This is a genomic window from Streptomyces sp. CS113 (assembly GCF_002188365.1).
Taxonomy (GTDB): Bacteria; Actinomycetota; Actinomycetes; order Streptomycetales; family Streptomycetaceae; genus Streptomyces; species Streptomyces tendae.
Genome location: NZ_KZ195574.1, coordinates 841,452 through 854,234, shown reverse-complemented (window position 1 = coordinate 854,234; position 12,783 = coordinate 841,452). Strand labels below are relative to the sequence as shown.

Below are 12,783 nucleotides of genomic sequence, written 5' to 3'. Positions count from 1 at the left end.
GCGTTCTGCTGCGCGGGTGTGGTCGTGCCTGAGGTGATGTCAGGACCGTGCCGCCACGCACGGGTCCCGTGAGGAAGGAAGGTGGGGAACTACCGCCGTGTGGACGGCTGGGCTGCGAGGTGTTGCCTACCGGATGTACGCATGTCTGCCAGCCCCCTGGTATGCCCCGTGTGGGAGCCCTTCGCAGGCCCCCCGTGCTGCTTCTCGCTCAATTTATCGATGGCGGTCAAAGTATTCGAGGGTTTCCGGGTCGGCCTGGAAACGATCACGCCATCTCTGTCGTTCGACGGCACTGCCGCTGCGCCGGCTGTCCAGGGGCGGCAAGGAGGTGCTCTGACCAGCCGTGTCGGTGGTACGCCGGTGCCTGTGGATCGGAGGGGTGGGGGAGTCCCGCTCGACGGCGATCCGTCACCGTGAGTACTGCCGTGCACGCCAGTGCGGTGAACGGAACCCGCGTGACGGATCGCGGGAGGCCGTATGAGTTGGCCGGATCCGGCGCACAAACCAGGCCGTTATTAACAGTGATGACTGTTGATAGCGATGAATGCTGTTTAGTTTGGGCTTGGCTGATGGCCGGCCTGCTCGTCATTCCCCCGTGCGACGGCCGGCCACAGCCGCTCCCCGGGACTCCAACCTGTTGCGTTTGAGGAGAAGCAAGTGAACAGCTCCGCCGGCCATCCGCGCCGATGGCAGATCCTGAACATCCTGTGCCTGAGTCTCGTGTTGATCGGCCTGGACACCCTGATCCTGAACCTGGCGCTGCCCAGCATCCAGAAGGACCTGGATGCCACGAGCAGCCAACTGCAGTGGATGGTGGACTCCTACGCCCTGGCGTTCGGCGGGCTGCTGCTCATGGCCGGCGGCTTGTCGGACCGGTTCGGCCGGAAGAGGCTTCTCTCCGTCGGTCTGGGGGCCTTCGCCCTGACCAGCCTGGGCGCCGCGTTCGCCTCCAACGCCGAGATGCTGATCACTTTCCGGGCCCTCATGGGCATCTCGGCGGCGCTGATGATGCCCGCCACCCTTGCCATCATCAAGGATGTCTTCCCGCGCGAGGAGCAGGGCAAGGCGATCGGCATCTGGTCGGGCGCAGCCGCGGTCGGCGTGCCGCTGGGCCCGCTCGTCAGTGGTCTGCTGCTCGAACACTTCTGGTGGGGATCGATGTTCCTCATCAACGTCCCCCTCGCGGCCATCGCCCTGATCGGTGGAGCCAAGCTCATCCCCGAGTCCAAGGCCGAAGGTCACCCCGGACTGGACCTCGTCGGCGCCCTGCTCTCGGTGGCGGGGCTGGTGGCGATCGTCTACGGCCTGGTCGAAGCCCCGCACAACGGCTGGGGCGACATCATCACCCTCGGCTCTCTGTTCGTCGGCGTGGTGCTGATGGTCGCCTTTGTTCTGTGGGAGCGGAAGACGGCCCATCCGATGCTCGACGTCGGCCTGTTCCTGAACGCTCGCTACGGCGGGGGCGCTCTGGCCATCGCCTGCACCTCCTTCGGCCTCTACAGCGGCCTGTACCTGCTCACCCAGTATCTGCAGTCGGTGCTCGAACTCGACCCCCTGGGCGCGGGCCTGCGCATGCTCGCCATCGGCACGATGATGGTCGGCGCGCCGCTGTCCGCGAAGCTGGTGGAGCGCACGGGGTTGAAGACGACAGTGGTGGTCGGCCTGCTGCTGTGTGCTGCGGGACTCGGTGTTCTGGCCGGGCTCAGCGTCGACGACGAGACGCAGGCACTGATCGGCCTAGCCGTGTTCGGCCTGGGCATGGGTATCGCGCTGCCCGCCGCCGTGGATGCCATCCTGGTGGTCTCCGCCGCCCGTCAGGCGGGCGCCGGGTCGGCCGTCGCCGATGTCGGCATGCAGGTGGGCGGCGCGCTGGGCATCGCGATCAGCGGCAGTGTGATCACCACGCTGTACCGTGACGACCTGCCGCAGGCGGCTCAGCTGCCCGGTGAGGCAGGAGAGGCGGTGCACGAGTCCCTGGCGGGCGCTTCCGCGGTGGCCCAGCAGCTCGGCGGCGACGCGGGCCGACGCGTGCTGGACGCGGCGCAGCAGTCCTTCGTGGGCGGGTTCACCGGCACGCTGCTGATCGCCGTGGGCGTCGCGGCGGTCGGTGCCCTGGCCGCCGCGTTCATTCTGCCTCGAGCCCGAGTCGCCGAAGAGGACGGCACAGCCGAGTCCGAGGCCGCCGCCCGCAGTGACAGCGCCGACGCCGCCGCCACGTCCTGAAGACCGGGGAGCGGACAGTGCGTAGGATCGACTCCGCAGCCCGGCCAGCGGGTGAGAGGGAGGTGGCGATGGCCCGGCCATCGAAGCTCAGGGTGGCGGTCAGCGATCCTGACCAGTGGCTCGGCGAACGCGAGCGGGCACAGATGCTGGCGCCGAAACTGCGGGCCTTGGCGGACGAGACGCGACTGACGCTGATCCTGCTCATCGCGCAGCGTCCCCGCACCGTCAAGGAACTTCAGGAGGCCACCGGTTTGAGCCAGACGCTGGTCAGCCATCACCTGGCCCCGCTGCGTGAGCAGAACCTCGTAGAGGCGATTCCCAAGGGCCGCAGCAATCAGTACGTGATGTGCTGTCAGACGCTGGCCGAGCCGCTGCGCATGTTCGCCAGCCTTGCCGCCATGGATCCTGACACGGTTGCGGCTTGCCTCCAGACGGGGGCCGGACAGCCGGCCGCGGTGCAGGGCGCCTGAGCCGCCAGTCGCCGCAGGGGGCCGTGTTCCACGCGTCTGCGTGGAACACGGCCCCCTGCGGCGTGCCGCCCCCTGCTACTGCCGCAGATCGTTCTGGAAGCGGTCCCGGATGTCGAGCATGCTGAGGGCATTGGTCGCGCGGGGCGGGATCGCGCCCGTGCGAGGCAGCGTCTTGATACAGATCAGGTGCGGGCCGGGAGCGGCCTGGGCCCGCAGCATCGCGGACCGCACGTCCTCCTCCCGGTCGCAGACGACCGCGCCGGCGTATCCGGCGGCCTTCGCCATCTCGGCAAACGAGGTCGTCGCCGAGGTTGTCGCCTGTCCGCCCGTCGACTCGTGCACCCGGTTGTCGAGCACGACGTGGATCAGGTTGGCTGGCGCCTCGCTGCCGATCATCGACAGGGCGCCCAGGTGCATCAGGAGGGCTCCGTCCCCGTCCAGGACCACCACGGTCCGTTCTGGTTGGGTCAGCGCCACGCCGAGGCCGATGGAGGAGGCGTGGCCCATGGAGCCCTGCATGTAGAAGGTGCTGGGCGTGTCGGCCACGGCGAAGGTGTCGCGGCCGGTGAATCCGGTGGTGGCGACGACGGCCGCCTGCGGAGCGGCAGAGGTGACGAGGCGGATGGCTTCCGCGGCGGGCAGTCCTTCGGCGTGGGGGGAGTTGGCCGCCGCAGCCTTGCCGATGGCGCCGCGTTCGACCAGCACGAACGGCGCCCGCTGCTCGGCGAGGTCTTTCTCTGCCTTCTCCAGGACCGCGGTGAACTCCTCGACCCCGTCCTGTGCGTACAAGGTGTGGTGCGGGGTGTCGACGCTGTCGAGAAGCCCGGGAGTCGCCGGTCCCATCACGGCGTGCTGGGGTTCGTCCGTTGCGGGGTCGGGCCAGCCCCGCAGGCTGGTGAAGGTCAGGATCGGCAGCTGGTAGGTCATCACCAGCGAAGTGAGCGGATTGACGAGGTTGCCCAGACCGGAGTTCTGCAGCATCACGTAGGCGCGCTGCCCGCCCAGGGCGGCTCCGGCGGCCACGGCGAGCGCGCTGCCCTCGTTCGGGGCGGGTACGTAGCGACCGGGCTCGGTGCTCAGGTGCGCGATCGGTCCACCGAAGTGGGAGCAGGGAACGCCGCTGGCGAGGGTGAAGCCGCGGTCGGCCAGGAGGTCGCAGAATTCTTGTGCCGTGATCATGGACGGGGCAGCTCCGTTTCGGGGGTGGTGGACGGCGTGACGGGCAGCTCCTGGCCCGCTGCGGGCGCGCTGCGGGCGCGACGTCGCATTTTGATGCCCTCGATGATGATGGGAATGCCGGAGATGAGCACGATGCCGATGACGATGCCTTCGATGTTGTCGCGGACGAAGGCGACTTGGCCCAGGTAGTAGCCGACGAGAGTCAGGCTGACCGACCACAGAACAGCACCGAGCACGTTGAACAGGAAGAACGTGCGGTACGTCATGCGTCCGATGCCGGCGGTGATGGGGATGAAGGTGCGGAAGACCGGTATGAAGCGGGCCATCACCAGGGCTTTGGGACCGTGCTTGAGCATGAACTGCTGGGCCCGCTCGGCGTTTTCCTGCTTGAAGAACCGGGAGTTGGGACGGCGGAAGAGAGCCCCGCCTACCCTGCGGCCGAAGGCGTAGCCGAACTGGTCGCCCAGGACGGCGGCTGCGGCGATGGCGAGCATGACCAGCCACAGGGGCTGGTGGAGGAACTGGTCGTTGGCCACGAGCAGCCCCGCCGTGAACAGCAGCGAATCGCCGGGCAGGAAGAAGCAGACGATCAGGCCGGATTCGGCGAAGACGGTGGCCATGATGCCCAGCAGGCCGAAGCCGGAGATCAGGGCCTCGGCGTCGAGCAAGGGTGATGAGGCGAGATTTTGCACGCGTGCCCCCCAGGACGGTGGTGCCAATGAGCGGACATGCCGCCTGCCGGCCCCGTCGCGGGACCGGCAGGCGGGCGGGGTTGATCAGCGGGCGGCCCAGTCGGGCCGCTGGTCGATGCGTACGACGGCGCAGGTGATGGACACCCCGCCGCCATGGGCGACGATCAGTATGTGGTCGCCCGGGCCGACCTGCCCGGTTTCCACCAGGTGAGTCAGGCCGACGATCTGGTCGTTGACCGTCATGTGGCCCAGGTTGCGGCCGAAGTCGAGCAGGCCCTGGTCGGGGGAGAGGCCCATGGGGTCGAGGATGACCTTCAGGTAGCTCTCCTGGCCGGTGAACACATGGCAGACCCTGGTGACGTCGCCCGGTTCCAGGCCGGCTTCGGCCAGGGTGCGCAGGGCGATCTCCGTGCGCAGCTCACCCTGGCGGCGCACCACCTCGGCGACGGTCTCCTCCAGCCCGCCGGCGGCGGCCAGGCGCTCCTTGAAGTCCATGCCGCGGCCCACCGTCAGCGACGGAGGGAAGAGCGGTTCCGTACCGCGGTACTGCTCCTCGACCTCCGCCGTGGAACCGGTGTTGATGGACAGCAGGCTCGCGAAGCCCTCGGACTTCGACAGCAGGATCGCACTGCCCCCGTCACCGAGCACCCCGTTCTGGATGCCGAAGGCCCACCGGTTGAAGTTGGGGGTGCCGACGTTGTCGGCGCCGGTGAGCAGAGCGGCCCCGCGTTCGGGTACGGCCTTGAGGTAGCAGGCGGCCAGCTCCAGTGAGCCGATCAGTCCGCTGCACGCCTGCCAGACACGGAAGGAGGGCACGTCGCGGTCGGTCAGGTGACGCAGGATGTAGTGCTGCGGCGACCAGCCTTCAGGGCCCTGTTCGTGCCCGCAGGCGTGAATGTGGAAGTCGATGTCGTGCGGGTGCAGCGCGGAGCGTTCCATGGCCTGCCGGGCAGCGGCGACCGCCATGTCCGGAGCGGGCATGTCGTCGGCGACGGCGGCGCCGGTCCATCCGTAGAACTCGTAGTCGTCGGCGTCGTACAGACCCAGCGCGACGGCCTTCCGGGCATCGACGATCTCAGGGATGTACGTGCCGAGCCCGGCGATGCGAATGTCAGTGGTCTTCATGAAGTCGGTCCTCGTCCCTCGCTCGGTCAGGCCGAGGCGTCTGCGGAGTTCAGTTCGGTGGCCAGGGCTTGGGCGACGGTGGTGACGGTGCCGTCCTTGAGGAGTTGCACCATGGGGAGTTTGACCTGGTAGCGGCGTTCGACGCGGTTGCGGAGTTCGACGGCCATGAGGGAGTCCATGCCGAGCCGGTTGAGCGGCCGGTTGATGTTGACGCGTTCGGGCCGCAGTCCCATCACCACGGCGACCTCCTGCTTCAGGAAGTCGAGCAATTCGGTGCTGGGCGCTGCCTGTGCAGGAGCAGTGGCCTGCGGTGCGATCCGGGGAGTAGCCGGGGGCTCGGCGACCGCCGCAGAGGCGGCCGGAGCCGCGGCTGGCGCGGATGCGACACGTGACATGTCGGGATCGACGGCCTGGGACGACGGGCGGTGTTCGGTGTTCTGCTCCTCAGGAGCGGGAGTCGGATGCGCCGACTGATCGCTGTAGGTGAGGTGCTGCACCAGAGGGGCAGCAGCGGCGCTCGGGTAGGCGCGGGCCCAGGCCTGCCAGTCCGCCGGCAACACCGCCGTGTGGAGCCTGCCTTCGGCCAGGATCCTGCCCAGCACCGACAGACCGTCGTCCGGGCTGAACGAGGTCATGCCGTGCGGCAGCAGCGTGCGCTCTTCCTCCTGCTCCTTGCGCGCCACCATCCCGACGCTGTCCCAGAACCCCCAGTTGACGACGGTGCCGGAGAGGCCCTGGGCATACCGGTGGTGCGCCAGCGCATCGAGGAACGCGTTCCCGGCCGCGTACCCGCCCAGCATGGGGGAGCTGAGGAGTGCGGAGCCGGACGAGAACAGGACGAACGCCTCGACCGACTCCTCGCGCAGCAGCCGGTGCAGATTCCACGCCCCAGAGACCTTCGCCGCCAGGACGCGATCCATCTCGGCGCCGCTCATGTCACTGAGCAGGGTGTAGTCGATGACTCCGGCCGCGTGGAACACCCCACGCACAGGCGGCATCCCCGCGCGGCGTCGCGACTCCAGCATCGCCCGCATGGCCTGGGCGTCGGCGACGTCCACAGCCTTGTACGCCACGTTCACCCCGCGCTCGCGCAACTGCCGGAGCACGGCGACGGCGGCGGCCTGCGGATGAGTCTCGCTTACTACCGCGTCTGGCTCGGGCAGCGCACTGCGGCCGGTGAGCAGCAGGTGGCGGGCACCCTGGTCGGCCAGCCACAGAGCCAGCTGTCCGCCGATGCCGCCCGCACCTCCGGTGACCAGGTAGGTACCGTCGGCGTGAACGGTGACCGAGCGGCCGCGTGGGCCGCCGGCCGTGACGGATGACTGGCCGAAGGACAGCACGATCTTGCCGGTGTGCCGGGCCTGGGCGATCAACCGGAAGGCGTCGGCGGCCTTCTCGACCGGGTACACCGTGTGCGGCAGTGCCTCCAGCGCGCCCTCGTCGACCAGGGCGGCAGCGGCCCGCAGCACACGGCCAGCGCGTTCAGGCGCGTGCTGGATCATGTGCACGACGTCGATGGCGTGGAAGGAAAGGTTGCGGGCGAAGGCACCCAGCGGCAACGCGTTGTTGTCGAGGATGTCGCGTTTGCTGAGTTCCAGGTAGTGCCCGTACGGGGCCATCAGGGACAGGTTCGCCTCGATGGCGTCCCCGGCCAGGGTGTTGCAGATGACGTCGAAGCCCTCTGCGACCGCCGGCTTGAAGGCGTCGGCGAAGGCAAGGCTTCGGGAGTCGGCGACCTGCTCGACACCGAGCTCGGTCAGCAGCTGCCGCTTTGCGTCACTGCCGGCGGTGGCGAAGACGCGGGCCCCCTTCCAGCGGGCGACGTTCAGTGCGGCCCGGCCGGTGCCGCCGGTCGCGGTGTGGATGAGTATCTTCTGGCCCCGTTCGAGGCGGGCCATGTCGTGCAGGGCGTGATAGGCGGTGAGGTAGGCGGCCGGCAGTGTCGCGGCCTCGGCCGCGGTCAGCCTGGCCGGCTTGGCTGCCGTGAGGCAGGCACGGGTGACGACCTCGGAGGCCAAGGCCCCTTCGGCGAAGGCGATGACCTCGTCGCCCACCGCGACGTCGGTCACGCCCGAGCCGGTCTCGCTGACCGTGCCGGCGCACTCCCAGCCCATCACCGGCGGCCTGTCGTCCTGCCCGGGATACATGCCCAGGCTCAGGAGCACGTCGCGGTAGTTGACCCCGGCGTGGCTGACCCGGATACGGACTTCGTCCGCGGCGAGGCCGCGCCAGGGCGCCGCGGTCAGCTGAAGGTCGTCGATGACGCCGGGTGCAGGCAGTGACAGCGCCTGCGGCGGAGGGGCGGCGGCCGCCGCGGGGCGCAGCCGGGCTGCCAGGCGCCGGCCGTTGCGCCATGCGACCTGATTCTCCTGGTCGGGGTGGAGCAGTTGCTCCACCAGGGCCGGGACACTGGCCGGGGAACGGTCGAGGTCGACCAGGCGAGGGTTCAGCGCGGGTGCCTCGGCAGCCAGCGTGCGGCCCAGCCCCCACGGCATGGCCTGGAAGGGGTGGCGTACCCGCTCCCCGGTCCCGGTGGCCTGGGCGAGTTGGGTGACCAGCCACAGCGGGGGGTGGCCGAGCGGTTCCTTCTCCAGGGACCTGGTCAGGTGGAGGACGCTGTGCGCGGCGAGCACCTGGGTCCGGTGGATCTCGGTGGGTGTGGCGTCCAGGCCGGTCTGGGCGTCCAGGGCCCACAGGTGGATGATGCCGCGGCAGGCACCGTAGCGGGCGACATCGGCCAGGACCTCGCGGTAGTGCTCCTCCTTGGCGGGGTCGATGCGGTAGCGGTCGCCGCCCCCGGCCAGCTGGCCCGCGCCGGCGGTGACGGCGACGACGCGCTGGCCGCGGCCGTTCAGTTCACGCACCAGGGCGCGCCCGGTGGGCCCACTGTCGGTCAAGAGCAACCAGAAGCCGTCGGGGTCAGTGGTGCCCGTGGCCGGGGTGGGCAGGGGAGCTTCGTCCCAGGTGAGTGTGTGCAGCCAGGTGTCGTGGTCGCCGCCGGCCGGGGCGGCCGGGGAGCCGGGGGTGCGGGATGGCGTCACGGAAGCCTCGGGACGGGGGTTGAGCAGGGCGGGAGCGTGGCCGGCCAGGTATTGCAGGCGCAGTCCGCGCATCTGGGCGATCAGACGGCCGTCGTCGGCGCGGATGTCGATGTCGGCGGTGAACGAGTCCTCGCGCGGGGACGGCAGCAGCCTGGCGTGGCTGAACAAGGAGGCGGGCGGCTGCTGGTAGAAGCGGACCTCGTCGATGCCGCCGAGGACGAAGACGCCTTCGTCACCGGGGGCAGTCAGCTCACGGGCGGCGGCCATGGCGTGTCCGCTCGCGTCCAGGAGAGCCGGGTGGAAGTGGTGGTGGGCGAGTCCGTCGACGAGCGCGGCCGGGCAGGACAGCTGAGCGAGGACCTCGCCGTCGGCGCGCCACAGTTCGGTGATGCCCTGGAAGGTGCCGTTCCACTGGTTGCCGCGGGCGGCGTTCCACGCGTAGAAGTGGCCGGCGTCCTGGTGCTGGGGCAGGCGGGCACGTATGGACCGGAGAGACTCGCCCGGTCGGGGAGTGTCGCCCTCCACCGCGCGAGCGGTTGCTTCGGTGTGCAGCACCCAGTCGTCGTCGGCGGATTCCCGGCTGAGGATGCGGCAGTGCAGTGAGGCGTCCGGGCGCGGAGTGACAGTGACCTGCACCTCTGGTGCGGGCCCGTCCTCGTCGAGGAAGAGGGCCCGGTGGTATTGAACCTCGCTCACCGACAGCGCTCCGGGTCCCAGTTCGGTGCGTGCGGCAGCGGTGACGAGCTCCAGGTGGGCGGTCCCCGGCACGATGATGGTGTCCTGGATGCAGTGGTCGCGCAGGTAGGGGTGGTCAGCCAGCCGCAGTGGACCCTGCCAGATGCGGGTCGCGCCCTCGGCGGGTGACGGGTTGCCGAGCAGTGGGTGCGTCGCGTGCTCCCTAGCCGTTGCAGGCTCGGCAGGCGCCGCGGTGGCGGCCGCGGGACGGGCCGGGGCGGGGCTGATCCAGTGGCGAGTGCGCTGCCACGGATACGTGGGCAGGGCCACGTAGCTCCCGTCGGCGGTCAGCTTGCCGAGGTCGAGACGGGCACCGGCTGTGTGCAGGGCGGCCGCGGAGGTGAGCAGGGAGCCGCGTTCGTCCGAGTGCCGGCGCAGGCTGCCGACCGCGGTGGTGTCGGCGCCGGTCGCCATGCGGCTGGTCTCGCGGATTCCCGACACGAGCAGCGGATGAGGACTGACTTCGACGAACACGGTGTCGCCGAGGGCGAGCTGACCCTGTACGGCGCCGACGAAGTCGACCGGCTGGCGGATGTTGCGCACCCAGTACTCGGCGTTCATGCCGGAGCCGTCGACGACCTCGTTGAGCAGGGTGGAGTGCAGGGGGACGGTGCCTGCGCGCGGTGTGAGGTGGGACAGCTCGGCGAGCAGATCCTCCTGAAGAGCGTCCATCTGCGGGCAGTGCGACGCGAAGTCCACGTTGACCCGCCGGTTGTCGACACCGCGCGCGTCGAGGCCGGCCAGTACCTGGTCGAGAGCCTCACCATCACCGGACAGGAGGGTGGAGGTGGGGCTGTTGATGGCGGCTACGGCCACCGTGTCCTCGTGACCGACCAGCGCTGCCGCTGCCTCGTCGGCGGGAAGAGCGACCCAGGCCATGGTGCCGCGGCCGGAAAGGCGCTTGGCCAGTCGGCTGCGGCGGCAGATCACCGCGGCGGCGTCAGGGAGCGACAGAGCGCCGGCGATGTAAGCGGCGGCGGACTCACCCATGCTGTGGCCGATGACCACGTCCGGTTCGATGCCCCAGGAGCGCCAGAGTTCGGCCAGGGCGATCTCCATGGCCCAGAGGGTGGGCTGGATGACGTCGAGTTCCTTGAGCCGCTCTTCGTCCGCCGAGCGCAACAGCTCGATGACCGACCAGCCGTTCTCCGTCCTGATGGCGTCGTCGCAGTCCCGCATGGCCTGGTGGAAGACCGGCTCGGTGTCCAGGAGCTCGCGGCCCATGCCCGGCCACTGCGAGCCCTGTCCGGGGAACACGAACGCGACCCGTGGCGTCGCCTCGGAGTCGGTGTAGTCGCTGAAGGACAGGCCGGGCTCGTTGTCGCCGTCGGCGAACCCCCGCAACGCGGCGGCGGCCTCGGCATGGCTCTCGACGGGAAGGGCGAGGCGGGCGTCGTGCGCGGTACGGCGCAGCGCCGCGGAGTGGGCGACGTCCCGCAGGTTCTGGCGCGCGCCGGGGCCTTCGAGGTGGTCGGCCATGCTGCGGGCTGCTTCGGACAGGGCTTCGGGGCTGAGCGCGGACAACACCAGCAGCTCGGTGCGCGTGTCCGGCGCTGTGTCCCGGGCGGTGGTGCGCGGCTCGGGGGCGGCTTCGAGAACGAGGTGGGCGTTGGTTCCGGAGAAGCCGAAGCTGGAGACCCCGGCGATGGCGGGGCGGTCCCGCTGCGGCAGAGGGGTGGCGTGGGTGGGTACGGCGAGTGGCAGGTGGGCCCAGTCGACGGCGGGGTTGGGTTTCTTCAGGTGCAGGTTGGGCGGGATCGTCTTGTTCTCCAGGCACAGCACGGCCTTGATGAGACCGGCGATTCCGGCGGCTGCCTCGGCGTGGCCGATGTTGGTCTTCACTGAGCCGACCAGGCAGCGATCGTCCGAGGCCCGGGTGCCGACGATGTCGGCCAGGGCCTGTAGCTCGACCGGGTCGCCGACGCTGGTGCCGGTGCCGTGGGCCTCGATGTAGTCGATGTCGGCCGGGTCCACGGCGGCGTTGGCGTAGGCGCGGCGCAGCACGTCACGCTGGCCCTCGACGGCGGGCGTGACCAGGTAGCCACTGCTCTGGCCGTCGTTGCCGACGGCGGATCCGCGGATGACCGCCCGGATGCGGTCGCCGTCGGCGAGGGCGGCCGACAGCGGCTTGAGGATGACGGCTCCGATGCCGTCGCTGCGGACGAAGCCGTCGCCCGAGGCGTCGGCGAACTTGCAGCGGCCGTCGGAGGCGAGCATGCCGGCGCCCGAGTAGACGACGCCCTCTTCCGGCAGGAGTACGAGGTTGACCCCGCCGGCGATCGCCAGGGGGCACTCGCCGAGCCGGATCGCCTGGACGGCGTTGTGGACGGCCACGAGCGCGGAGGAGCAGGCGGTGTCGACGGTGAAGCTGGGTCCCCGCAGGTCGAATGCGTAGGACAGCCGGCCGGAGGTGATGGCGCGGGCGGCCGCACCGGTCATGGCGTACAGGTCGAGCTGATCGCGGTCGTCGTACTGCAGATGCCAGTAGTCACCGCCCAGCTGGCCGATGAAGACGCCCGTGTCGGTGCCCGCGATGCGGGGCAGGGGCTGACCCGCGTCTTCGAGGGCTTCGTAGGCGACCTCCAGGAGGAGCCGCTGCTGGGGGTCCATGCGGTCGGCCTCCCGGGGGGAGATGCCGAAGAATTCCGCGTCGAATGCGTCGATGTCGCGGAGCAAGCCGCCCCACCGGCTCACCGTGCGCCCGGGCGTGCGGGGCGTGGGGTCGTAGACGGCGTCGACGTCGTAGCGGTCCGGCGGGATGTCCGTGATGGCGTCGCGGCCCTGGAGCAGCATGTCCCAGAGTTGTTCAAGGCTGGTGGCGTCGGCGAACCGTCCGGCCATGCCGATGATGGCGATCGGTTCACTGGCGGTCCCAGCCGCGCGGGCGGAGTCGTGAGGCATGAATGTCCTTCCGGGCATGACGAAGCCGTTCACTGGTGAAGCAGCACGGAAGGAACTGCGGTGCGGGCGCGGCAGACCGGCAGCTGGGCCGGTCCGGTGGCGGGCGATCGCACCGAGGACAGAACGAGAGTGAGGCGGGAAGGATCCGGTCCGCCGGCTGAGCGGTCACGTGCGGGGCGAGCGCACTTGACCGTTCACGGGCCGGGCGCGGCTATCGGCACAGCCGCTGCTTCCCGATGTCGCTGTGGCACTGGACGGTTGTCCTGGTGCCACTACCCCCGCTGTTTCGACATGTATCGAGATTGACCCGGCGTGGGTCGCCCGCGCAACGCGGCGCGAGGTGACGCTCGTCACACCGTGGCAGGCTGTGGCGTGAGGTTGACATTCATCGAAGCAGGGGTGAAGGTGGAACTCTGA

6 protein-coding genes are annotated in these 12,783 nt (G+C 70.0%); 2 read left to right on the top strand and 4 right to left on the bottom strand.

Going from position 1 to position 12,783, the window contains the following annotated elements:
• The first annotated feature begins 657 nt into the window (after positions 1–657).
• Together B9W62_RS03600 and B9W62_RS03595 are read left to right on the top strand one after the other, a co-directional pair.
• Positions 658–2,223: an MFS transporter gene (locus tag B9W62_RS03600; RefSeq protein ID WP_087805131.1), complete on the top strand. Its 1,566-nt coding sequence runs from the start codon at positions 658–660 to the stop codon at positions 2,221–2,223.
• Positions 2,224–2,291: 68 nt separating this feature from the next.
• The gene (locus tag B9W62_RS03595) at positions 2,292–2,693 is read left to right on the top strand and encodes an ArsR/SmtB family transcription factor (protein ID WP_179235327.1); all 402 of its coding nucleotides are present in this window, start codon (positions 2,292–2,294) and stop codon (positions 2,691–2,693) included.
• A 75-nt stretch (positions 2,694–2,768) separates the two neighbouring features.
• Here the strand turns inward: B9W62_RS03595 and aepY are convergent, their stop codons facing one another.
• The 4 genes from aepY to B9W62_RS03575 all read right to left on the bottom strand — a co-directional run bounded on the left by aepY (position 2,769) and on the right by B9W62_RS03575 (position 12,366).
• Positions 2,769–3,872 (bottom strand): phosphonopyruvate decarboxylase, encoded by a 1,104-nt coding sequence (gene aepY, locus B9W62_RS03590; RefSeq protein ID WP_087805127.1) that lies wholly within the window; start codon positions 3,870–3,872, stop codon positions 2,769–2,771.
• The gene (locus B9W62_RS03585; protein WP_087805125.1) at positions 3,869–4,564 is read right to left on the bottom strand and encodes a DedA family protein; all 696 of its coding nucleotides are present in this window, start codon (positions 4,562–4,564) and stop codon (positions 3,869–3,871) included. The genes aepY and B9W62_RS03585 overlap by 4 nt, the downstream gene beginning before the upstream one ends.
• Before the next feature lie 84 nt (positions 4,565–4,648).
• Positions 4,649–5,689, bottom strand: coding sequence for a ketoacyl-ACP synthase III family protein (locus B9W62_RS03580; protein ID WP_087805123.1), 1,041 nt, complete (start codon positions 5,687–5,689; stop codon positions 4,649–4,651).
• Between the two features lie 26 nt (positions 5,690–5,715).
• The gene (locus tag B9W62_RS03575; RefSeq protein WP_087805121.1) at positions 5,716–12,366 is read right to left on the bottom strand and encodes a type I polyketide synthase; all 6,651 of its coding nucleotides are present in this window, start codon (positions 12,364–12,366) and stop codon (positions 5,716–5,718) included.
• Between the last annotated feature and the right edge of the window lie 417 nt (positions 12,367–12,783).